The following is a 22,355-nucleotide window of genomic DNA, read 5'->3' as shown; positions in this document are numbered from 1 at the left end:
GCTTTTTTTAATAATTATTTGTCAAATAGTTTATTGCATCATCGACTGTGTGCACTGGAACTATTTTCATTTTAGTCCCAATTTTTTGGGCAGTTTTTTTAGCAACTACATAATTACTTTCAGATTGTTTAACGACCGAAGTATCCGTTGGGGCAAAAAACACTTCCGCTCCAGCTTTATCAGCAGCCACAACTTTTTTGTCTACTCCACCAATGACACCAACTTTACCATCAGGTGCAACTGTACCAGTACCCGCTATCTTATGTCCCTTAGCTAATTTACCTTGAGTAAAAATTTCATAACTTGTTAACGTAAACATTAAGCCCGCTGATGGTCCGCCAATTTCACCAGCATCAATTTTAAGTTTAGGCTTAGTAGTTACTTTAATGTGTTCAACTAACTGAATGCCAATTCCGGCCTTGCCAGTGCCGGCAACTTTAACAATTTTCCCAGAAAAAGTATAGTACTTTTGGTTTCGTAAAACTTTAATTTTAACTTTTGTACCAATCTTTTTCTTTTGAAAGTATGACATCATTTCTGCAGTTGAGTGAAAATTATGCTGATCAGCGCCCAGGACTGTATCGCCAACTTTAAGTTTATTTTTAAAGCTAGAATTCTTTTGCACTTGCATCACATAGACGCCTTCATAATTTAACTTTGGCCTTAACTTAGCTCTTTTAGCGGCATAATAAATGGCATTCTGCTGACTAGTTTGCATATACCATTTTTGTAATTCTTGATATTGACTATTTGTAGCATTGCCTAATAGCTCATCTTTGGGTACTCTAGTAGCAAATTTTTGGGTGTAACTTAGCAGATATTCAAAAACTGATGCCGGTTGACTAGTTTCACTAACCGTAACTAGATAAAAATTTTGGGGTACTTTTTTTTGACTTTTAATAAAGTGATTAGTGGCCACAGCCTCACCAGGCATTTCAATATAATAATTGGTTGGCCAACTTAAGCCAATAATTATTGCCAATATTGCTAGAATTGAAAATAGCCATTTAATTGTAGATTGCTTACCTTTTTTATTTTGTTGCTTCGTATTACTCATTATTAGTTGACCTCATTTTTTTCTTCAATTCCCGAGCAGCAGTTGCTGGTAAAAATGATTCAACTTCTCCCTCAAACCGCGCAACTTCCTTAACGATACTTGAAGCAATAAAACTTTCTTGAGGTTGAGTAAATAATAAAATTGTCTCAATTTCTGGTGCCAACACTTTATTCATGGCTGCAATTTGCTGTTCATATAAGAAATCCTCTGTGTTTCGTACCCCGCGAACAATTACCGTCGCATCTAATTGACGTGCAACATTGACTGTTAGTTGGTCAGGTCTTTTGATAACTTGAACGTTGGATAAATTACTTATTGCATCTTCAACCAGATTTACTCGTTCATCAGGTGAAAAAAGATAATGTTTAGCAGTATTAGTCATTATTAATACATCTACTTGATCGAATAACTTAGCTGCCTGCTTAATTATTCCAACGTGTCCGTTAGTAACTGGATCAAAACTGCCAGGAAAGAGTGCTTTAGTCATTATTTTTCCTTTCGATAAAAGCTAACTATCGTTCGTCCTAGGTGATGTTGTTTTTCCAAACTAAAGCCACTAACTTCACCTAAATTACTTCCTTCATCTGTTTCTGCTACAACAACCGCTTGTTCAGCTAGCAAATCTAATCTAACCATTTTTTGCATATCAGCACTGATTTGCTGCTTAGCATAGGGGGGATCCAAGAAGACCAAATCAAATTTTTGTCCCTTAATAGAAAATTGCTTAAGTGCTAAATTACTTGACATTTTATACACATCAAATCGGTTTTCCTCACCAGTCAAGGCGACATTTTTCCGAATTATCGCGACTGCTTGATAGTTAATATCGACAATTGCTGCGTGACTATAGCCACGTGAGACTGCTTCTATTGCTAATGCGCCGCTACCGCCATATAAATCCAATACTTGCCCACCAGCAAAAAATTGGCCTAAACTGTTAAATAACGATTCTTTGACTTTATCACTTGTAGGCCTAGTTTTTTGACTCTTCAAAGTAAATAAATTTCGTTTTGCAAATTTACCAGAAATAATTCTCATCGCTAATTTTCCATATCTTTATTTTTTTCTAATTCTTCTCCAGCAGTCTTAGCCATTTCACTTATTTGTTGTTCAATATGCTTACTGTCTAGATTAATATTATCTGCCATAGTTTTTTCAATACAATTGACAAAATCCTGAGCCTCTAATATTGTAATTATCTTTTCCACATCATTTTGATTTACATATAGAATACAATAGCGCAATTTATTCGAAGAATAAACAATATCACCGAAACTACGTAACTTATATTGATTACTTATGGAATTAAGATAAACAATTAGTCCTTGTCTCGAAGTTAACTGGGTATTAGCCAGGTCTTGATTAACACTCATCTATTATCCATTTCCCTTCTTATCTTTTCGTTAGCAGCTATATTAAGAGCAAGTCCTATTGCCGTAGACAAAACAATTAAGGACGATCCCCCATATGAAATAAATGGCAATGTAACTCCTGTAATCGGTAATAGTCCAATAACTGCACCAACATTAAATAATGTTTCAGTAAATATAATTGTAGTAATTCCAAAACACACTAGCGCATTAAATTGTGACTTAGCCTTTATTCCAACTTCCATAATCCGCCACATTAAATAAAATAATATGCCTAATACCACCAAAGCACCAATAACACCTAGTTCTTCAGCTACGATAGATAAAATAAAGTCAGTATATGGTTCCGGTAAATAGCCTCTTTTTTGCATACTATTACCTAGACCAACACCAAACAAGCCACCATTGTGAATAGCATAATAGGAATTAACCAATTGAGCGCCACCCTTTTGCTCAAGTTCAAATGGATGCATAAAAGACATTAGTCGTTGATATTGATAATTATCTTGTAAGAATTTAGGATTCCAATGAATAATTAAAAAAACTAGTAAAGTAACAGTTGCAGCAATACTAAATAAAAAAATCAACGCATTTTTAACCGGGATTCCTGATAAAGAGAACATAACAATGACTATCATTGCTAAAATTGCCGTACCGCCTAAATCCGGTTCAATAACTACTAAAAACATCATAAATGCGGCTAAAATTGCAGGTCGATATAAGTTTTCAACAATATTACCCTTACTAAAACTGCCATCGTGTCGATCTAAAAAATAAGCCAAATAAATGACCAAGGCTAGTTTTGCAATTTCTAGTGGCTGTATTTTGATTACTTTTAGATCAATCCAGCCAACTGCCCCATTAACGGCAGCGTCAGAACCTTTAATAATCTTTAAAGCAATTAAATATAGTAATAAAATCAAGCTGATTTCTAAAAAGCAAATAACAAATTTGCGCTCTTTGAAAATTTCCAATTTTAAAAAGAAACTTAAGCTAGCAAAAACAAAAATAGCAATTATGGCATACCAAGCTTGCCGTATACCATAAAAACTTGGCTTAAAACCATTCACTAACATAATGTTTGAACTAGCAGAATATACCATAATTATCCCAAAAATAACTAGCAATAAATATGGTACCAAAATCGAAAAATCAAGATGATGTAATTTTTGGCGCACAAGTAGACCTCCTATTAAGTAAGTTGTCTCTGTAATTATAAAACAAAAAAGACACCACTTCATTAGTGAGTGCCTTTAATATTGTTACTTAATTACGATTACGCTTTTTATCAGCCTTTTGTCGTTCAGAAGTATTTAAAATCTTTTTACGAAGACGAATAGATTCTGGAGTTACTTCACAATATTCATCATCATTTAAAAATTCAATTGCTTCTTCTAAAGTCATATTCTTCGGTGTTCTAATTGCAGCCGCATGGTCCTTACCAGCTGCCCGCGTGTTAGTTAAATTCTTACCCTTAATAACGTTAACTGCAATGTCGCGATCACGTGAAGACTGACCAACAATCATTCCTTCATAGACTTCAACACCCGCGCCAATAAATAACTCACCACGTTGTTCAACGGTTTGTAAAGAATATGTAGTTGACTTACCTTGACTGATTGAAACTAGAGCGCCGTTTTTACGTCCAGGTTCCCAATTCTTTACCACAGGCTTATATGAATCAAAACTGTGGTTCATAATGCCATAACCACCTGTTTGCGACATGAATTCGTTGTTATAGCCGATTAATCCGCGCGATGGAACCAAGAAATCTAAACGAGTTTGGTTATTGCCGGTTGAAGCCATATTCTTCATTTCACCTTTTCTTTGGGAAAGAGAATCGATTACCGAACCAACATATTCATCAGGAGTATCAACTTGAACTGCTTCAAATGGCTCACACATCGTACCATCAATTTCACGGTAAATAACCTTTGGCCGGGATAATTGTAATTCGAAGCCTTCACGACGTAGCTCTTCAACTAAAATGGAAAGGTGTAATTCCCCACGTCCAGAAACAGTCCAGGCATTAATTTGATCTGTGGGCTCAACTTTCAATGAAACATCAGTCCGAGTCTGTTTAATTAGTCGATCTTCTAATTTCTTTGGGGTAACTTTATCACCTTCACGTCCAGCAAAAGGTGAATCACTAGCAACAAAATCCATTTGTAAGGTTGGTGGATCAATTTTAAGAAATGGCAATGCTTCAGGTTCTTCAGCTGAAGCAATTGTTTCTCCAACAAAAATATCATTAATACCACTAATCGCAATAATGTCACCAGCTTTGGCTTCAGTTATTTCATTACGCTTAAGCCCAAAGAAACCGAATAATTTAGTAACACGGAAATTCTGACTTGAACCATCGCGCTTCATAACTGTGATATTATCGCCTACTTTAACTTGACCGCGGTAGATACGACCTACACCAATACGGCCTACATAATCATCCCAATCAAGCATTGTAATCTGGAATTGTAATGGCTCATCAACATTATCAATAGGAGCTGGGATTGTCTTAATGATAGTTTCAAAAATTGGATCCATCGTTTCTTTTTGGGTTGAAAGATCTTCATCATAAGAAGAAGTACCATTTAAAGCTGAGGCATAAACAACTGGAAAGTCTAATTGCTCATCGTTAGCACCGAGTTCGATAAATAATTCAAGTACTTCATCTAATACCTCTTTCGGACGAGCTCCTGGACGATCAATTTTATTGATAACGACAACAGGTTTAACACCAGCTTCCAGTGCCTTCTTCAGAACGAAACGAGTTTGCGGCATTGTACCTTCATATGCATCAACTAAAAGTAAGGCACCATCAACCATATGCATAATTCGCTCAACTTCACCACCAAAATCAGCATGTCCTGGTGTATCCAAAATATTAATGGTAGTGTCACCAAATTTTACCGCAGTATTCTTAGATAAAATAGTAATACCACGCTCACGTTCAATATCATTTGAATCCATTGCTCGGTCTTCTATAGTCATGTGTTCAGACAGAGTATCAGATTGCTTCAACAATTGATTAACTAAAGTGGTTTTACCATGGTCAACGTGAGCTATAATGGCTATATTTCTAATATCGTTTCTTCTTTTTTCTGACAAAAGTATTCCTCCTCCACTCCTCAATAAAAAAACTGTGACGTGGTCACAGTTTCGGCGGCACGTCAAAAACATGCTAATCGAAGTGTTTCATATCTGTATATTTACGCTCATTGATTTTAACACCTAACTATAACAACGGTCAACGTTTATCCCTCTTTTTCAAATCAAAATTTTAGTATAGAATAAAAACAGGACAAATTAGCCTAACCTATGTTAAAAATATAGATATATAAATTTTTGTGAAAGAGTGAATGTAATTGATTTTAATGAAAGACATAACCCGTGATGGCAATCCAGTGTTACGAAAAGTAGCTGAACCTTTATCCTTCCCTTTAAGTGACCACTATAAAAAATTAGCCGACAGAATGATGGAATATTTAATTAATTCTCAAGATCCCAAAATTGCTCAAAAACACCAATTACGTGCTGGTGTTGGCTTAGCTGCACCACAAGTAGGAGAAAGTGTGCAAATGGCCGCTTTACTTGTACCAAATAATGAGGGCGAAATAGTTTTTAAAGACACATTTGTTAATCCGGAAATTTTATCTGAATCTGTTCAACAGGCTTGTTTAAGTGAAGGGGAAGGCTGCTTAAGCGTTGACGAAGTAATTGATGGCTATGTGCCTCGTCCTGACAAACTAAAAATAAAATATTACACAGTTGATGGAACTGAAAAAATAATTAATTTAAAAGATTACCCTGCAATTGTTGCTTCTCATGAAATTGAACATTTACGCGGACATTTATTTTATGATCGAATTAATAAACAAGACCCATTTAAACTAGCTGACGATACTGTCATTGTTTACTAATTAAAGCCGCCAATACTAAGATCTTAGCCTCACAGACTCTAAGTTTTATACTTGTATCAGGCGGCTTTTTTAATTAATCCTGATAACTTGTTTCTATACTTGAAATAACAATTATGGTAGAATCTTACTAGCTGTTAGATACCTTGAGTATCTACATTAAGAACGTTTTTTAAAAAATATTAAGGAGAATACAAATATGATCTACAAAGTTTTGTATCAAAAAGACAAGGTTGTCAATCCTCGACGTGAAACAACCCAAACTCTTTATTTAGAGGCAGAAAATATGGTTACGGCTAGAACAATGGTTGAAGACAATACCCCCTATAATATCGAACTCATCCAAGAATTAGCCGGCAATTCACTGCAATACGAAAAAGAACACGCTGATTTTAAATTAACATCTTTTGAAAGTAAGAAGTAATTTAAGTGCGTATTAAAAATAATGAAGTTGCTATCGTAGCAATCGGGGGGTTGCACGAAATTGGCAAGAATATGTATTGTGTTCAATACCAAGATGAAATCGTCATTATGGATTGTGGTATTAAATTCCCTGAAGATGATTTACTTGGTATTAATTATGTTATTTCCGACTATTCCTATCTAATCAAAAATCGAAAAAAAATCAAAGCACTGGTTGTAAGTCACGGACATGAAGATCATATCGGAGGAATACCTTTTTTACTTGAAAAAATACCCGAAATTCCTGTTTATGCTACCCCATTTGCTCTTGCTTTAATCAAAGGTAAATTAGAAGAGCACGGAATCTTACGAACAACAGAATTGCATGAAGAACATGAAGATACTGTATTAAAATTCAAAAAATTATCCGTTAGCTTTTTTAGAACTACTCACTCAATTCCAGATACCTTGGGAATTGCTGTGCACACTCCATTAGGTGCGGTTATTTTTACAGGTGATTTTAAATTTGATTTAACTCCTGTTATGAACCAGCCAGCACCTAATTTTCAACAAATGGCTCAATTAGGTAATGAAGGAGTGCTAGCTTTATTATCAGATTCAACCAATGCCGAAGTAGCCCAATTTACTAAATCTGAACGGTTTGTAGCCAAATCATTGCATGACATTATTACAGGTATCCATGGCAGGATTATCTTCGCTACCTTTGCCTCGAATCTTTATCGCGTATCAACTGCAATTCAAGCAGCAATTGATACGGGACGTAAAGTAGCAATCTTTGGTCGAAGTATGGAGAATGGCGTACAAAATGGCATTGATTTAGGCTATCTTAGTGTTCCTGAAGGGCTAATTGTTGATGCTAATGAAATTAATCATACTCCACCTGATGAAGTAATGATTTTATGTACTGGTTCCCAAGGTGAGCCATTAGCTGCCCTTTCTCGAATTGCAAATGGAACTCATAGACAAATAAGTCTGCAACCGGAAGACACTGTTATTTTTTCTTCAAACCCAATTCCTGGAAATACGCTTAGTGTTAACCACCTGATTAACAAATTAATGGAAGGTGGAGCTACTGTTATCCATGGACGAGTAAATAATGTACATACTTCTGGCCATGGTGGGCAAGAAGAATTAAAAATCATGGTTAGATTGACTAAGCCTAAATATATGATTCCAGTTCATGGTGAATACCGCATGCAAGTAATTCATACCGAACTGGCACAAGCTGCCGGGATACCAGCAGACCACACTTTTGTTTTAGAGAACGGCGAAGTAATTTGTTTTGGACCAGAAGGTTCACGAATTGCTGGACACATTCCTGCTGGAGATGTTTATGTCGATACATCCGGGACAGCTGATGTGGGGAATGTAGTGGTTCATGATCGCCAAGTTTTATCAGAAGATGGTCTAGTTGTTGTAGTTGCCACTGTTGACTATAAGCATAAACGAGTTTTAGCAGGACCTGATGTTTTAAGTCGCGGCTTTGTTTATATGCGTGAATCTACTGATTTAATCAGTCAGACACAAAAACATATTTATCATATTCTTAAAACTGAAATGGATAAAACTGAAAATCCCAAAGATAGTATTATTCGTAAGGCAATTGTTGATAATCTTTCTGATTTTTTATATTCAAAAACTAAAAGACGACCGATGATTTTACCAATGCTAGTTGAAAAGAAGTAAAATTTCTGATTTTGCTTTAAAAATAAGGATTAATGAACAAAAAACTAAGATTACACCTGCTTGTTAATGAAACTGCCGGTAACGGACGAGCCAAAAAAATACTTTATCAATTGGTTTTGCTCTTAATAAATGAAAATATTGATTTTGATATTAAGAAAAGTACCTATGCGGGACAAACGATTAAACTTGCTCAAGAATACGGTAGCAATATACATAATGAAGGTGAAGTACTAATAGTAATTGGTGGTGATGGTTCACTTAATGAGGCACTTAATGGGATTAAACGCTCAAGCAATCCCGAGACCCCCTTTGCTTATTTACCTGCTGGAACTGGTAATGACTTTGCCCGAGCAGCTAAGTTATCTTCTGATCCGAAACTTTTGTTGCTACGCTTAAAGAAAAGCCTAATACCCGATAAAGTTGATTGTGGCTCATTTCAAATAGATGGTCATCTTAATCAACTTTATTATTTTGCCAATAGTTTTGGCATTGGTTTTGATGCATGTGTTAATCATTTAAGCAATATTTCCGAATTAAAAAAAATCTTGAATAAGCTAGATAAAGGTAAACTTGTCTATGGCCTAAATATTTTATTCGGCTTGCGTAAACAAGACACTTTTAATGTTGAAATTAAGAGCAATCATCAACAATGGTATTATCAAAAAGCTTTTTTAGTTACTACAACTAACCATCCTTATTTAGGGGGTGGTATTCCCCTATTACCTAGTGCTCGAATTGACAATCATAAAATTGATACCGTAGTCGTTGAAAAATTTGGTCTAAATAAATTAGTCAAACTTTTTATTAACTTATTAAAGGATGGTTCGCATATTCACGATCCCCAATTTCATTATATTGAAGCAGAAAAAATTACCGTCACTGTCAATAAAAAAGAGTTTGCACAGGTCGATGGTGAAGAAGTTAAGCTTAACTCTTTTAAGCTAGAATTTGCCGTCAAGCAATTTAACTTGTTCAGGTATTAAAAAATATAAAAAGCAAGAAATTTTAAAGTTTCTTGCTTTTTTATTTAAATTATTTATTACTATTTCTTTTCAGGAACTGGTAAATCCGAACCAGCTAGATACTTTACATCCGAAGCTTTCATCAAAATACCGCCACCAATTATAACTTGATAAAATAATGCTACTTTATTGTTATCATATCTTCTTTTTTACCAAAATGAATCATATTCGCAGCACTTTCGCCATAATCGTCCTTATCATAATATAGTGCATCATATAACTGATTAAAGATGTTGGCCCAGGTCATTTGTTGTCTCACTGTATTTTTAAAATCATAATTGCAAATAAATGTATCTAGATACGCAGGAGTACAAAGTTTACCCCAAAATTATCACTAGTAGCAATTATATCAACAATTAATTTTTGCCCACTCTTTAAAGTCTTAGGTAATAATTGGCCATGTCTATTTAATTATAATAGTTGCCCTAAGCCATACTTAATAATTTTTGTTTAACTTTAATCAATAAACAAAGACAACAACTTTTTTAGCTTAAAATTCGTTGTTTATTGTATCAGCTCGTATGTCCTTTTAGCATCATTACCAGATTTCAGAAATACTTCTGGGCTAATTTTTTAGCTTGAAGCTAATCGAATTCTGTGCAAAAAAGCAATATTAGTTTTTTATACTTCCGATTTATTACATGTATAAGAAATTAGGGTATTTTTATTAACAATTTAGTAATAAAACAAAAATTTCTGTTGAATTAAATTATGCAAGCCATAAGGCCTAAAAATATATAGGTATACTTTTTGTTATTTTTTTGTTACATAATCAGAAATATTTAATTGCTTTTCCGATTTCAAACCAGTTATATTATCATACAAATGAAGAAGAAGTTTAGTTCTGTCTTGATTAAATTCGATTGCAATATTCATATTTTTCCCTTTATACTCTTCTCCTATTGACTTTTTAGCTAGCATATATACTTGATTGGTCTCTTCTTTCGTTAGATTATTAATATTTTTAACTACTATTTTCTTTCCATTTAATTTTTCAGTTGCATCTTGCAAACTCCAAATAGCCTGATTTATTTCTGCTTGAGTTGGCTGTGACTCTTGGACAACCTTTTTTCCATTATCAACCGCATGTAAATATGTATTCTTTTCTAAGTAACTACCAAATTTATATGGATCGCTGTTTTTAATGTTTGTTTCTTTATCTAGCAACCTTTGGAGACTCTCTTTATCATCATTAGAAGCTAATGCCACAAAATTTTTAGCTTCATCTGCTGTATTTATTGCTTTTAATTTTGGCCCATAAATATACTTATTATCATTAGCCTTAATAAAATCAGTTGAATTACTAAACGATCCTTCATTAGGTTTATCACTTAATCTGTAAAATAATTCAGCTCGATTATCACTTGGTACCCATATATATAATAATTCATCAACTGGCCGTTCCTTATATTTTTGAACTATATTTGTGCTTTTTGGTTTACCATTAATATCGTAAACCAGAGTATTTTTGCCTATCATTACAGTAGTATAATTGCTATATGGCAATAACATTTGACGTGCAGAAATTCTCACTTTATCTGTATAAAGATATTCATTTTGGTTTTTTATACCATAGAATGCTGACGGAGTATTTCCATCTATTTCATAATAATTCATATCTAAAGCAAATGGTACAGCTTCACGATCAATAGTCACTTTTTTACCTATTTTTATTTTTTGGCCAGTATTATTTCGATGACTATCAAAAACATCTAATCCACCCTTAGAATTAGGAGTTACATGCTCAACAGTGGCAGTTGTTTGATTTGTATATAAACTATCACCATCAATTTTATCAACATTTGCCGCTTTGATATAGCCACCGTGACCAATGCTGTAATATTCCTGCCCTCTAATTGTCTTATATGGCAAGTAGAACCAATTCCATTTATCATCATGGAACGAGTAACGCTTTGTATCCGGATTAGTTATTGCTTTAACCTGATCAGCATACTTAACTGTCGCCCCTTTTTTAAGTAAGCCATTACTTCCCTGGTAAGAGTACAATTTTTGCCCTCTTTGATTATAAATGCGCGTGTTGTGGTTTAATGTTAAGGTACCGTCTGTTGCAATTTTATTTTGCGTTTGGTCAATTGTTTGTGCTGCATGAGCTTGATTAAGACTAGTGGTAATTACTGGCACAGTTGCCAAAGCAACTGCCGCTAAACTAACTATTAATTTTTTACTTTTTTTCATTTTTTATACCTCATAATAAAAAAGAAATAATATATTTTCTAATTATAGTTTATACTTGAAAATAATAAGTTTCTACTACACAAGCAAAAAAGGGTAAGCAATTTTAAAAATTGCTTACCCTTTAAATTAAGTTATGTTACTTGCTAAATCCAATTAGCGATATCATTCAACCTTAAATTTATGTAGACCGAAACTCATATAATGTAATAACTGATTAAGGATTTCCGCTTTAAATACTGTGCCAGTAGTCATAACCGCATATTGACCCCCAGCATCAATTAATTTTTTACCAGTTTGCTTAAAGCCATTGCGTTCATAAAAATGAAGCCGTTTTACCCGCTGGTTATAGTTTAGTGCCAGACTATTAATTGGTTCGATATCTAAAATAATATCTTTATTGTAATAATTCTCTCTTAAAGCCTGTAATACTTTCGTACCATAACCCTGACCATGCTTAGCTGAAATAATTGCTAAGTAAGCTAAATAAACCGCTGTTTCTCCTTCAACTAAAAAGATTAAACCAACAAATTCTGTTTCGTTGTAAATAGCTTGAAAATGAGCTTTTTTTCGCAAAGCCATAACTAGTAGTTGCCAAGTAAGGAATCTTTCAGCTTCAGGAAAAGCTTTTACGTACAATTCTTTTACTTTTCGATATTCCTCAGTTTGCCACTTAATGTTTTTAAAATGTAAAATAATATCCTAACTTTCTATATTTTTAAATTTAGTCTCTAGGATACAGCATAACAAATATGACATTATTAGCCAAGTAAGTAAGAAATATTTAAGAAAAAAATTTTCTCAGTACATCTAAATTAAACTATGACTTATTGCGAGATAGAGTCTTTAAGCCAGGTAAATTAATCATAACAATCAGACTAATAATATACAAAGCAGACAAAAAGCCCATTACAATGGTTAAATTATATCGATCCATCAAAATACCAATTACGACTGATGAAAAGCCACCAATTGCCCGACCAATATTAACAATAATATTATTAGCACTTGACCTAATTTCAGTTGGATACAGTCGACTAATTACAGCACCGTAGCCACCAAACATTCCGTTAGAAAAGAAACCAACTACTGCCCCAATTAGCAGTAAAGTTAGCATATTAGTAGCTAAGCTGAGAGTATAAACCATAATAGCAGATCCAACTAAGAAAATGCCAAAAGCTCTTCTAGGACCAAAATAATCAAAAATAGAACCAAAAGTAAGCATACCAATGCTCATCCCAATAATTGTTGCAATCATCCATAAACTGGAATTAGCAACATTCAAATGTAATTGCTTTTGGACAATTGTTGGCAACCAATTCATTAAGCCAAAATAGCCAGCAATTTGTACTGTCATCATCAACATTAAGCCTAAACTTTGCAATGCTAACTGCGGTGTAGCAAACATTTTTTTAAAGACATTTGATAGCAATGAACCTTTTTCTTTAGCCTTCGCTGTTAAAAATTGTTCACTCTCATGAAGATGCTTTCTAATAAAAATTGTTAGTACAACCGGCACAATTCCAACTAGAAATAGCATATGCCAGCCAGCGTTAGGAATAATCCAAGCGGCAATTAAAGCTGCTAAGACGGCACCAACTTGGCCACCAATGGCCGCAATCGAAGTCATTTTACCAATCTGAGCTTGCGGAAAAGTTTCTGCAATCAAAGCAATCCCCACCCCATATTCGCCACCAGCACCAATACCGGCTAGAAAACGCAATGCATAGATTAAATAAATATTCTTGGCAAAAGCCATGCAAGCCGTAGCTACTGCAAAGATAATTACAGTATGACTAAAAGTCTTCACTCGCCCAATTTTATCACCAAGAATACCAAAAATAATACCACCAGCCAGCATACCTAAATTGGTCACTGATGAAATTAATCCAGCAGCACCACCAGATAAATGTAAATCAGCAATCATTGAACTCATTGCAAAGGATAAAAAAAGCACATCCATATTTTCTAAAGCAAATCCGGATGAAGTAGATGCAATCGTCCACTTTTGATTTTTACTTAGTACTTGAGTGTGCTGTTTAATAGTATTCATCATTTATTTCCTCCAAAACGAACGCTCTCTGTCATTCAATTATTTCATCAGAATTACATTCTACTCGTTTTTTCACTTTTTACAATAGGATAATATGACTATATTTCCTTCCAGAAGTATATTTACACTAAATAAGAAATTGCAACCTGTAAACGCGCAAGTTCGATAATTTTAGGTACTAAATCTTCTGAATCTACTTCAGCAAAAATAACACCAGTACTAGGATTAACTTCAAATCCTGCCTCCCAAATCAAGTTGGCACAAGATTCAAACAATTCTTCATCACTAGCACTAGGGTCGAGTTTAAATAGACAACGACCATCATCAGTAACTTTTAATGCAGTTTCTTTCTTTTCAACAAAACAATATACCTCTTCCCCCAGTGCATCTCTTTGTGAAGTGGCAATTTCAATAGTGTTCTCATCAAATATCAATACATTAATATTACTAGCTAGCCAATTAATTATTTTTTGCTTTAATTCAGTACACACTCTTTTTGATTGCTTAGTCATTAAATTACTCCTTATTAATTATTTTTTGCGCTTAATATTGACATCTTGCATACCAATCATTGGGTCAATTTCTCCAGAATAGATTAATTCGGGCGTCAAAATATACGAAGTCTTGGAATCAGAACTGACTACTGTTGCTCTTATCTTTGCTTTTTCCTTAAGACTTAACGTCGCTTCTTCATCTTTAGCTAGCTGTTTCTTAAGTTTCTTACATAATCCAGTTTGCCGATCATTTCCCGAATTAGTTAAAGCCATTGTGTAAGCATGTGGATCACCAATTAAGACTAAATTTTGGGCTGCCCGGGTCACTGCCGTATATAAAAGATTTCGTTTAAGCATTACATAATTTTGCATAGTTAAGCTCAAGATAACTAATGGGAATTCAGAACCCTGTGCCTTATGAATAGTAATTGCATAAGCTCTAGTTAAGTCAAACATATCTTTTTTGCTAAAACTGATTTCACGTCCATCAAAATCAGCAGTCATACAATTTTTGGTACTAGTATTATCAATTGAGACTATTTTACCAATTTGCCCATTATAAATATCTTTTTCTGGATTATTCTGTAACTGTAAAATTCGATCACCAATTCGGAAAATTTCGTCATGAATTTCTAAAAATTTACTTTCTGCTTTGGCAGGGTTTACGATTGCCTGAATCACGTTATTCAAATTAATAACGCCACCTTCACCTTGATACATTGCGCCCAAAACTTGTATATCATCTTGATCAAAATGATTTAAAGCTTTTTCGACAATTTGTTGCACAACGTGATCAACTTCATGTGTTGGACAAGAAATAAAAGAATAATTTTTAGTTTTTTTAAAAATAATTTGTGAATTTTGCCCTTCATTTATGGCATGAGCCAAAGTAATAATGCTTGAATCATCGCCTTGCCTATGAATTTGCTCTAAAACAGTAGTAGGAAAAACATCAGCTTTAATTAAATCACTAAATACATTTCCCGGTCCCACTGATGGCAATTGGTCTTTATCACCCACAAAAACAATATGTTTAGTTTGATCAATACTATTAACTAATTGCTTAAATAAAAACATATCAACCATCGACATTTCGTCAATAATTAAAATTTCACCGTTAAGTTCATTCAAATCAGTTGCATCATTTTCACCGATTCCTAATCCCAGCAAACGATGAATTGTTTTAGCAGTTATCCCTGTTATTTCTTCCATTCTTTTAGCTGCTCGCCCTGTTGGAGCAGCTAACAAAAATGGTGGATCACTACTATATAAAGTTGAAGCTGGAATTTCGGCTAATTTTTGTAAAGCTATCAAAATTCCATTAATAATAGTGGTTTTACCGGTTCCCGGACCACCAGTTAAAATTGATATCGGATTAGTTAAAGCATTCTTAATTGCCATTTTTTGAGTATCATCATATTCAATTTTTAACTGTTTTTCCGCTTTTTCAATTGCTGCTTGAACATCTTTTTCTTTAAACTGATCACTATTTTGCCGGTTAACTAAATTTTTCATTGCCAGAGCAATTTCGTTTTCCGTCTGAAAAATATTTTGTAAAGCTGCCTCATCACCTGAAACCACAACTTTTCCTTCATGCTGTAATTTATTAATGCAGTTGGCAATCTGATCAAATTGATCAAGCGCTAATAATTTACTTGAACGCGTCAAAAGATCTGCTAATTTAATATAGGTATTGCCCTCTTTATTAACTTCATCAAGCATAATTTGAAAAACTGCGCCGCTAATTCTTTTTGGATCATCCCTAGCAATATTTAAATTAGTGCCCATGCGGTCAGCACTTTTAAAAGCATAGCCTGAAACATCTGCAATTGCTGCATAAGGGTCTTCTTTTAACTTGTTTATAGTTTCACCATGGTAAATTTGATATAAGCGATTAGCAACTTTTTTATTCAGTCCATACTGTGCTAATTTTAAAACAATTTCTGAATAGGAATCCATGGCGCTTACACCATTAAGCAAACTATCCTTCTGTTTTTTCGTCAAAGACAAGGTGGCAACTTTTTCTGGCTTATCCTTTAAAACCGATAATGCATTATCACCTAAAACGGAAACAATTTTTTCTGCGGCTTTTTTACCGATTCCAGGAAATTTACTAGAACTTAAAAAATTAATTAGGCTATCTTTTTCATGTGGTAACGACTGCTGGTAACTTTCACAGTTAAATTGTAGACCAAACTTATTATGAACAACTAGCTGACCATGAAAAAGATATGTACCGCCCACTTGAATATCGCCAAAATTACCTGTAATTTTAATTTCTTTCCGGTCATAATCAGGTAATTCACTAATTAGTGTTGCATCTAATATTTTAAATAAATTTTGATCATTTTCAAAAACGATACGCTTTACTTTTCCAGTGAATTCAGTCATTATCTTTCTCCACATCACTAAGCATTTTTAAAATGGCGTTATACTGTTTTTGAGCAGATTGATAAAATTGGGGATCTTCTTCTTTTGCCTGACTAAAATATTTTTCTGCCAAATCACGATTGCGTTCTAAAACAGTAATTCCAAGTAAAAAATTTATTTTTGCCCCCCTTTTAGTCGGACAAATTTTTTCATAGTTTGCTTGTGCCTCCGCTAATTGGCCTAAACTAAGCCAAATATCACCTAATAATTCATAAACACGATCATCTAGCTGCTTAATTGTCAACGCGTATGCCAGAGCCTTCTGATGCTGGCCTACTTTCTGCATTACTAACGCTTTTTGATACAATACCAAATCATCATTAGGAATGTGGTTAAGTAATTCTAAGGCATGATTAAAATCACCTTGCATATAGTAGCCAACCGCTAAGTCGTAATCTAAAGCTTGAGGATTTTGAACAAGTTTTTTAGCTTGTTCAAGCAATTTAACCGCTTGCTCAAAACTACCTTTTTCGATTAGAATGGTCGCTAACTTTAGATAATTATCTGTCTCAGTAGGAGCCGCATCAATTTTTGTAATTAGAGTATGAATCTGGTCTTTAGTTTGATTACTTTCACTAGCTAGACTACTTTTTTTATTTATCATAATGAATCTGTTTCCACCATTTTTCTTTCTAAAAAACTCGTTTCATTCCAGACAATTAGTTTAAAATTAAAATGATTAGTTGTTTCTAAAATTGTTAAACTGGTATTATTTAGTCCGCCGTTTTGGCGCAGATTATTTAAGGGATAGCCTAATAAGCCGCCCATAATTGCTCCTAATGCAGCTCCATGACTAACTGCAATGATTTTATCATCATGATCATATTTTTGTACGATTTCTTGGGCAAAATTTTTACCACGAGCAATTACGTCCAGATAATTCTCACCACCAATACTTTTACCATCATATTGATCTGGTCTTTGCCAAAGGTCATTTACCTGGGCAGGAAACTTTAAAGTAGCTTCTTCAAACTTTAGTCCTTCCAGTTCACCTAAATCAAATTCGCGTAAACGCTCATCTTTGTTAACTGGATGTGTGAATCCCATTGTTTGCTTTAGCCTAGTTGCAGTATCATAAGCTCTTTTTAACGGACTCGCATATATGGCAGCGAATTTTTCTTTTTGTAAATATTTTCCTAATTTTGTAATGTCAATTAAGCTTTGGGGTAAAAGTGGTGAATCCCCATGCGCTCCTTGAAATCGTTTAATATTATTCCACTCTGTTTTTCCATGTCGAATAAAATAAATTTGCATTAATAATTTTCTCTCCTTATTCTACTTTTAGTTTAGCATTTAATAAGTCAAAGAAAAAATTTAATTCATCTACCCAACTAACTTTATGTTTAAATTTAACAAGCAAAATTAAAAGCATCAATCTATACTGTAGTTTGATGCTTTTAAAATCAATATTTTTCTTTCTTAACTATCGTTAAACTAATTGTAACTTATCATTATTTTGGTATGCACAATCAATATTGCCGCCGCCCATACATTCTTCACCATCATACAAAACTAACGCTTGACCAGGAGTAACAGCTCGGGCTGGTTCATCAAAATAAACACTCGCTGTGTTTTCTTTTGCATGATACTCAACTGTCACACCTACATCAGCTTGGCGATAACGAAACTTTGCACTACAATGCTTTTTAAAATCTCGTTTAGGCTGTCCAGTAAAAAATGACATATCACTAGCTTCAAGTTTGGTGGCATAAAGCAACTTACTATCATAGCCTTGTTCAACAATTAACTCATTATTTTTTAAGTCCTTACCTACCACAAACCAGGGGGCAGTTGATTCTTTAGTGGAACCAAGACCAAGACCAGATCGTTGACCAATTGTGTAATACATTAGTCCAGCATGTTCACCGACAACTTTACCTTTAGGCGTAACCATTTTACCTGCTTGTGCTGGTAAAAATTCACTTAGAAATTTGCGAAAGTTTCTTTCCCCTATGAAACAAATTCCCGTTGAATCTTTCTTTTTAGCAGTAGCTAATCCACTTTTAATAGCAATCTCACGAACTTGGGGCTTAGTCAAATTAGCTAAAGGAAAAATCACCTTACTAATTTGCGCTTGACTTAATTGACTTAAAAAATAGGTTTGATCCTTATTACCATCTTTGGGACGTACCATATGCGTAATTCCATTGACATCGGTCAATGTTTTTGCATAGTGGCCCATTGCAATATAATCAGCATCAAGCTTTAAAGCAAATTCCAAAAATGATTTGAATTTAATTTGACTATTGCACATAATATCAGGATTAGGAGTACGCCCCTTCTTGTATTCATCTAAGAAATACTCAAAAACTCGATGCCAGTATTCTTTTTCAAAATTGATTGAATAATAAGGAATCCCAATCTGATCAGCAACCTTTTTAACATCTTCATAGTCCTCAGTTACTGTGCACACTCCTGCATCATCAGTGTCATCCCAATTTTTCATAAAAACACCGATAACATCGTAACCCTGCTCTTTAAGTAGTAGGGCTGAAACTGAGGAGTCTACCCCTCCACTCATTCCTACTACAACTCGAGTCTTTTTTGTCAATTTTTATCAATCCTTTACTTCAACTAGAATTTTGCGCTCTATTAAATCTTTTAAAATATAATTTAAAAGTTCAACTGTTGCTATTAATTGCTTGTTTTTAAAAATATTTACTTTTTTTAAACCATTTCGATCAGTAATAACCATCGTAAAATGCGAAAAATCTTTATCAACTGTAATTTTTAGTTTAGTTGGCGCATTATAAGGTGAATCATTATACAGTGGGTGTTCATAACTATAATTACCCTTGGCAGTTTTAATAAAACCGACGTCGATTAAAGCATAAAGTTTCAAATCTGAACTAAGTGTATACTCACGATTATCACCATTAATTATAACTGTATTTGACATAATTTAACCTCACTTACTAATAATAAGTCAAAATAATTGTAAAAGCAATTAATTTTCATTCACTTGCAGTTTACTAGCAATTTTAACTAATTGCTTAGCAAAAGATTCAATTTCTTCATCCGTATTATATCGACCAAATGATATACGAATTGATTCCTCTACGCGGATAGAATCTGCCCCATAACAAGCAATTAAAACATGTGAAGGTTCAAGCGAACCTGCTGTACAAGCAGAACCGCCAGATACCGCAAAACCAGCCAAATCCAAACTTGCTTGTAAAAGAGTTGTTGAAACTCCATTTATTCGCAAATTCAAAACATGATGCGAACAATGTGCACCTGCTCCGCCATTTATTTGATATTTGATTTTTGCTTGATCAAGTTCAGCTAAAATCAAATGTTGAAAATGAGCATATTTTGCTTGTAATTTTATTTTATCAATTTGCTCAATTTCTTTAATTGCCTCGCCAAAACCGGCAATTGCGGGCACATTTTCTGTACCAGCCCGTCTTTTTAATTCCTGTTCGCCACCTAAAATAAGAGATGGTAACTTAATTTGGCTATTTTTAAATAAAAAGCCTAAAAACTTAGGACCATTAATTTTGTGAGCTGACGTAGATAATAAATCAATTTTCATTTTTTTAACATCAAGTTCAATGTTACCTAACCCCTGAACTGCATCAACATGAAAATATGCATTACTTTGAGCAACTAATGCTCCTATTTCCGTTAGAGGATTAATCGTGCCAACTTCATTATTAACTGCCATTACTGAAACAAGAATTGTATCTGGTGTTAGCGCATTTTTTAAATCTACTAGTGAAATTTGTCCATTATGATTTACATCCAGATAAGTTACCTCATATCCTTCACGCTCAAGCTTTTTTATCGGCTCAAGGACTGATGGATGCTCAATTTTAGTAGTAATAATTTTTTTACCAATTTTTTGCCTACTATAGGCTGTGCCAAAGATGGCCGTATTATTACTTTCAGAGCCACCAGATGTAAAAATTATTTCATTATAAGCTGCATTAATGACCTTAGCAATTTTAGTCCGAGCTTGGTCAACCGTATGTCTTGCCGCACGCCCTAGACCATATGTACTAGACGGATTGCCAAAATCTTTTTTCATTTCTTGCGTAATTTTAGCAATTACCGTTGGGGACATTGGTGTTGTTGCGGCATTATCAAGATATATATCCATTAATTAATTCATCTTTTCTATATATGCACAAATTATCTTAGCAGCCTTGGCACCGACTTTTTGAGCAAATTTATCAAAATCTTCATTTGCACTATCATCACCATTATCTGAAATAGCCCTGATTGCAATTAGTTTTTTCTGAAAATGGTATGCAACCTGTGCAAACGCGGCGCCTTCCATTTCAACGCCTAATGCACTAGTAAAATCTTGGTTAATTTTCTTTTTTTGCTCATTGGACCCAATAAATGAATCTCCAGTAACAATTAATCCTTTTTTGTATTGAATTCCTTGCTCTTGCAAAAAATCTGCAAATGCTGTCTGTTCCTTTGATTTTAAGTCAAACAATGCAGGTTCGCCAGGAATTTGTCCTTCGACATAATTACCAGCAAGTGTATTATGTGCATCATGGTAACTAAAAGAATCAGCTAAAAGTAAATCTCCTTTGCGAATACTTGATTGCAGCGAACCTGCAGTTCCTGTCATAAAAATCAAGTCAATATCAACCTTAGTTAATAAACTCGCTAAATTCATCGCAGCTTGTACTTTGCCAATACCACTTAATCCAATATAAATATCATTGTGCTTAACGCAAAAATGCTCGAATACGCTTGATCCGAACATTTCTTTGTTACCAGCATGAAAATATTTACGATAATATTTTGCCTCAATTTCCATTGGGACAATAATTGCTATTTTCATCTTTTCCTCACTTATTATAAATGAAACAATGCCAATAATACCAAAATAATTAATACCAATACAATAAAAATTGCTAAGTTTAATTTGTTTTTTAGTTTAAGGGCCTTGTCTTCTTTTTTTAAATATTCTTGAGCATTATTACTCCGGCGTTGCTCTCTTTTTTGGTGCGAATTATTTACTCTTTTAGAATTGGTTTGTGTTGACCGCATAAAGTCAGGATTAACATCAACAACCTCTTCATCATTATTAAAAGCAGACTTAACCGAATCAAAAATAACATTACTTTTTTGATTTTTGATTTTTTTTTGGTAATCAGATCGTTTTTCAGTCATATTATTCCTTAGCTTTGGCACCTGTTAAAAGCATATTTTCCCATACACTCATTGCATAAAGGGTTTTGATATCAACAATTTTGCCCTCAGCACTTAAATGCTTTAATTCTTCTAAGTTATACCAATGACTAGTTAAGAATTCATCAGCATCAAGTGGCTTTTTTTCAGGTAATTTTGTCAAAGTATCACAATAAAACAAGTACAATTTTTCATTGGTGAACCCAGGAGAAGAATAAAATTCAGTAATTTGTTCCCAATAATCAGCGCGATACCCACCTTCTTCGTTAAGCTCGCGTTTCATAGCATCAAGTGGACTAGCATCAGTTGCATCAATTAGCCCAGCAGGTATTTCTAAAGTCAATTCTTTAATTGGTTCCCGCCATTGCTCTACTAAAAGCATCTCTTGCTTATCATTAACAGCAATTGCTGCAGCTGCAGGCTGATGTTTTACAACCTCTCTAGTAGTAACCTCACTGTTTGGTAATTTTACTGTTCTTACTGATAGGTCAACAATTCTACCAGAAAATATCTGTTTTGAAGAAATTTCAGTTTCTGTTAAATCCATCTATTCACTTTC

24 protein-coding genes are annotated in these 22,355 nt (G+C 33.9%); 4 read left to right on the top strand and 20 right to left on the bottom strand.

The features are described 5' to 3' along the window. Positions 1 to 7 precede the first annotated feature (7 nt). The 6 genes from F5ESL0225_RS03335 to typA all read right to left on the bottom strand — a co-directional run bounded on the left by F5ESL0225_RS03335 (position 8) and on the right by typA (position 5,535). Positions 8 to 1,057, bottom strand: a complete 1,050-nt coding sequence (locus tag F5ESL0225_RS03335; RefSeq protein WP_122021606.1) for a SepM family pheromone-processing serine protease — start codon at positions 1,055 to 1,057, stop codon at positions 8 to 10. After that, a complete protein-coding gene (gene coaD, locus F5ESL0225_RS03330; RefSeq protein WP_122021605.1) occupies positions 1,050 to 1,544 on the bottom strand; it encodes a pantetheine-phosphate adenylyltransferase in 495 nt (164 codons plus the stop codon). Before coaD ends, F5ESL0225_RS03335 begins: the two co-directional genes overlap by 8 nt. Next, the gene (gene rsmD, locus F5ESL0225_RS03325) at positions 1,544 to 2,095 is read right to left on the bottom strand and encodes a 16S rRNA (guanine(966)-N(2))-methyltransferase RsmD (protein ID WP_122021604.1); all 552 of its coding nucleotides are present in this window, start codon (positions 2,093 to 2,095) and stop codon (positions 1,544 to 1,546) included. The genes coaD and rsmD overlap by 1 nt, the downstream gene beginning before the upstream one ends. Positions 2,096 to 2,097: 2 nt before the next feature. Further along, positions 2,098 to 2,430 (bottom strand): YlbG family protein, encoded by a 333-nt coding sequence (locus tag F5ESL0225_RS03320; RefSeq protein ID WP_122047853.1) that lies wholly within the window; start codon positions 2,428 to 2,430, stop codon positions 2,098 to 2,100. Next, positions 2,427 to 3,605, bottom strand: a complete 1,179-nt coding sequence (locus F5ESL0225_RS03315; protein ID WP_122047852.1) for an FtsW/RodA/SpoVE family cell cycle protein — start codon at positions 3,603 to 3,605, stop codon at positions 2,427 to 2,429. The genes F5ESL0225_RS03320 and F5ESL0225_RS03315 overlap by 4 nt, the downstream gene beginning before the upstream one ends. 88 nt (positions 3,606 to 3,693) lie before the next feature. After that, positions 3,694 to 5,535, bottom strand: coding sequence for a translational GTPase TypA (gene typA / locus F5ESL0225_RS03310; protein ID WP_090091814.1), 1,842 nt, complete (start codon positions 5,533 to 5,535; stop codon positions 3,694 to 3,696). A 257-nt stretch (positions 5,536 to 5,792) separates the two neighbouring features. On the opposite strand from typA, the gene def reads away from it, so the two are divergent. From def to F5ESL0225_RS03290, 4 genes are all read left to right on the top strand, one after another. Next, positions 5,793 to 6,347 (top strand): peptide deformylase, encoded by a 555-nt coding sequence (gene def / locus F5ESL0225_RS03305; RefSeq protein WP_118896429.1) that lies wholly within the window; start codon positions 5,793 to 5,795, stop codon positions 6,345 to 6,347. 196 nt (positions 6,348 to 6,543) lie between these two features. Continuing rightward, positions 6,544 to 6,768 (top strand): DNA-dependent RNA polymerase subunit epsilon, encoded by a 225-nt coding sequence (locus F5ESL0225_RS03300; protein WP_090091810.1) that lies wholly within the window; start codon positions 6,544 to 6,546, stop codon positions 6,766 to 6,768. A 5-nt stretch (positions 6,769 to 6,773) separates the two neighbouring features. Further along, positions 6,774 to 8,453: a ribonuclease J1 gene (gene rnjA / locus F5ESL0225_RS03295; protein ID WP_122021600.1), complete on the top strand. Its 1,680-nt coding sequence runs from the start codon at positions 6,774 to 6,776 to the stop codon at positions 8,451 to 8,453. Positions 8,454 to 8,485: 32 nt separating this feature from the next. After that, the gene (locus tag F5ESL0225_RS03290) at positions 8,486 to 9,436 is read left to right on the top strand and encodes a diacylglycerol kinase family protein (protein ID WP_122047851.1); all 951 of its coding nucleotides are present in this window, start codon (positions 8,486 to 8,488) and stop codon (positions 9,434 to 9,436) included. 160 nt (positions 9,437 to 9,596) lie between these two features. Here F5ESL0225_RS03290 and F5ESL0225_RS08500 read toward each other — a convergent pair whose 3' ends face one another. The 14 genes from F5ESL0225_RS08500 to F5ESL0225_RS03225 form a co-directional block, all read right to left on the bottom strand. After that, positions 9,597 to 9,722, bottom strand: coding sequence for a hypothetical protein (locus tag F5ESL0225_RS08500; RefSeq protein WP_255409261.1), 126 nt, complete (start codon positions 9,720 to 9,722; stop codon positions 9,597 to 9,599). A gap of 506 nt (positions 9,723 to 10,228) precedes the next feature. Further along, the gene (locus F5ESL0225_RS03285; RefSeq protein ID WP_122047850.1) at positions 10,229 to 11,671 is read right to left on the bottom strand and encodes an SLAP domain-containing protein; all 1,443 of its coding nucleotides are present in this window, start codon (positions 11,669 to 11,671) and stop codon (positions 10,229 to 10,231) included. Positions 11,672 to 11,833: 162 nt separating this feature from the next. Continuing rightward, positions 11,834 to 12,307, bottom strand: a complete 474-nt coding sequence (locus tag F5ESL0225_RS03280) for a GNAT family N-acetyltransferase (RefSeq protein ID WP_122047849.1) — start codon at positions 12,305 to 12,307, stop codon at positions 11,834 to 11,836. Positions 12,308 to 12,488: 181 nt separating this feature from the next. Continuing rightward, positions 12,489 to 13,721 carry an MFS transporter gene (locus F5ESL0225_RS03275; protein ID WP_122047977.1) on the bottom strand — a complete coding sequence of 411 codons (1,233 nt, stop codon included), beginning with the start codon at positions 13,719 to 13,721 and terminating at the stop codon, positions 12,489 to 12,491. Positions 13,722 to 13,843: 122 nt separating this feature from the next. After that, positions 13,844 to 14,233, bottom strand: a complete 390-nt coding sequence (locus F5ESL0225_RS03270; RefSeq protein WP_122021594.1) for a DUF1828 domain-containing protein — start codon at positions 14,231 to 14,233, stop codon at positions 13,844 to 13,846. A gap of 18 nt (positions 14,234 to 14,251) precedes the next feature. Next, complete coding sequence (locus F5ESL0225_RS03265) at positions 14,252 to 16,606, bottom strand: ATP-dependent RecD-like DNA helicase (RefSeq protein ID WP_122021593.1); 2,355 nt, start codon at positions 16,604 to 16,606, stop codon at positions 14,252 to 14,254. Beyond that, entirely contained in the window at positions 16,599 to 17,246 is a 648-nt protein-coding gene (locus F5ESL0225_RS03260) for a tetratricopeptide repeat protein (protein WP_370466407.1), read from the bottom strand. Before F5ESL0225_RS03260 ends, F5ESL0225_RS03265 begins: the two co-directional genes overlap by 8 nt. Then, a complete protein-coding gene (locus F5ESL0225_RS03255; RefSeq protein WP_122021591.1) occupies positions 17,246 to 17,899 on the bottom strand; it encodes a histidine phosphatase family protein in 654 nt (217 codons plus the stop codon). The genes F5ESL0225_RS03260 and F5ESL0225_RS03255 overlap by 1 nt, the downstream gene beginning before the upstream one ends. A 175-nt stretch (positions 17,900 to 18,074) precedes the next feature. Then, complete coding sequence (mnmA, locus tag F5ESL0225_RS03250) at positions 18,075 to 19,196, bottom strand: tRNA 2-thiouridine(34) synthase MnmA (protein WP_228150126.1); 1,122 nt, start codon at positions 19,194 to 19,196, stop codon at positions 18,075 to 18,077. 6 nt (positions 19,197 to 19,202) lie between these two features. Next, complete coding sequence (locus F5ESL0225_RS03245) at positions 19,203 to 19,544, bottom strand: DUF1831 domain-containing protein (protein ID WP_122021590.1); 342 nt, start codon at positions 19,542 to 19,544, stop codon at positions 19,203 to 19,205. Between the two features lie 48 nt (positions 19,545 to 19,592). Then, entirely contained in the window at positions 19,593 to 20,747 is a 1,155-nt protein-coding gene (locus tag F5ESL0225_RS03240; protein WP_122047847.1) for a cysteine desulfurase family protein, read from the bottom strand. A gap of 3 nt (positions 20,748 to 20,750) precedes the next feature. Beyond that, positions 20,751 to 21,446, bottom strand: a complete 696-nt coding sequence (locus F5ESL0225_RS03235; protein ID WP_122024622.1) for a 5'-methylthioadenosine/adenosylhomocysteine nucleosidase — start codon at positions 21,444 to 21,446, stop codon at positions 20,751 to 20,753. A 14-nt stretch (positions 21,447 to 21,460) separates the two neighbouring features. After that, the gene (locus F5ESL0225_RS03230; protein WP_122021587.1) at positions 21,461 to 21,778 is read right to left on the bottom strand and encodes a hypothetical protein; all 318 of its coding nucleotides are present in this window, start codon (positions 21,776 to 21,778) and stop codon (positions 21,461 to 21,463) included. A gap of 1 nt (position 21,779) precedes the next feature. Next, entirely contained in the window at positions 21,780 to 22,343 is a 564-nt protein-coding gene (locus F5ESL0225_RS03225) for an NUDIX hydrolase (RefSeq protein ID WP_122021586.1), read from the bottom strand. Positions 22,344 to 22,355: the final 12 nt, after the last annotated feature.

The sequence above is a fragment of the Lactobacillus sp. ESL0225 genome, from assembly GCF_003692905.1.
Classification (GTDB): Bacteria; Bacillota; Bacilli; order Lactobacillales; family Lactobacillaceae; genus Lactobacillus; species Lactobacillus bombicola.
The sequence above is the reverse complement of the archived record's forward strand: the minus strand, read 5'-3'. Positions and strand labels throughout refer to the sequence as shown.

Coding starts and splice junctions, on each gene's coding strand:
- F5ESL0225_RS03320 (WP_122047853.1), bottom strand. CDS start 2,430: ATGAGTGTTAATCAAGACCTGGCTAATACCCAGTTAACTTCGAGACAA.
- F5ESL0225_RS03225 (WP_122021586.1), bottom strand. CDS start 22,343: ATGGATTTAACAGAAACTGAAATTTCTTCAAAACAGATATTTTCTGGT.
- F5ESL0225_RS03255 (WP_122021591.1), bottom strand. CDS start 17,899: ATGCAAATTTATTTTATTCGACATGGAAAAACAGAGTGGAATAATATT.
- F5ESL0225_RS03290 (WP_122047851.1), top strand. CDS start 8,486: ATGAACAAAAAACTAAGATTACACCTGCTTGTTAATGAAACTGCCGGT.
- coaD (WP_122021605.1), bottom strand. CDS start 1,544: ATGACTAAAGCACTCTTTCCTGGCAGTTTTGATCCAGTTACTAACGGA.
- F5ESL0225_RS03245 (WP_122021590.1), bottom strand. CDS start 19,544: ATGTCAAATACAGTTATAATTAATGGTGATAATCGTGAGTATACACTT.
- F5ESL0225_RS03265 (WP_122021593.1), bottom strand. CDS start 16,606: ATGACTGAATTCACTGGAAAAGTAAAGCGTATCGTTTTTGAAAATGAT.
- F5ESL0225_RS03270 (WP_122021594.1), bottom strand. CDS start 14,233: ATGACTAAGCAATCAAAAAGAGTGTGTACTGAATTAAAGCAAAAAATA.
- rsmD (WP_122021604.1), bottom strand. CDS start 2,095: ATGAGAATTATTTCTGGTAAATTTGCAAAACGAAATTTATTTACTTTG.
- F5ESL0225_RS03230 (WP_122021587.1), bottom strand. CDS start 21,778: ATGACTGAAAAACGATCTGATTACCAAAAAAAAATCAAAAATCAAAAA.
- F5ESL0225_RS08500 (WP_255409261.1), bottom strand. CDS start 9,722: ATGACCTGGGCCAACATCTTTAATCAGTTATATGATGCACTATATTAT.
- F5ESL0225_RS03240 (WP_122047847.1), bottom strand. CDS start 20,747: ATGGATATATATCTTGATAATGCCGCAACAACACCAATGTCCCCAACG.
- F5ESL0225_RS03275 (WP_122047977.1), bottom strand. CDS start 13,721: ATGAATACTATTAAACAGCACACTCAAGTACTAAGTAAAAATCAAAAG.
- F5ESL0225_RS03335 (WP_122021606.1), bottom strand. CDS start 1,057: ATGAGTAATACGAAGCAACAAAATAAAAAAGGTAAGCAATCTACAATT.
- F5ESL0225_RS03235 (WP_122024622.1), bottom strand. CDS start 21,446: ATGAAAATAGCAATTATTGTCCCAATGGAAATTGAGGCAAAATATTAT.
- F5ESL0225_RS03300 (WP_090091810.1), top strand. CDS start 6,544: ATGATCTACAAAGTTTTGTATCAAAAAGACAAGGTTGTCAATCCTCGA.
- F5ESL0225_RS03285 (WP_122047850.1), bottom strand. CDS start 11,671: ATGAAAAAAAGTAAAAAATTAATAGTTAGTTTAGCGGCAGTTGCTTTG.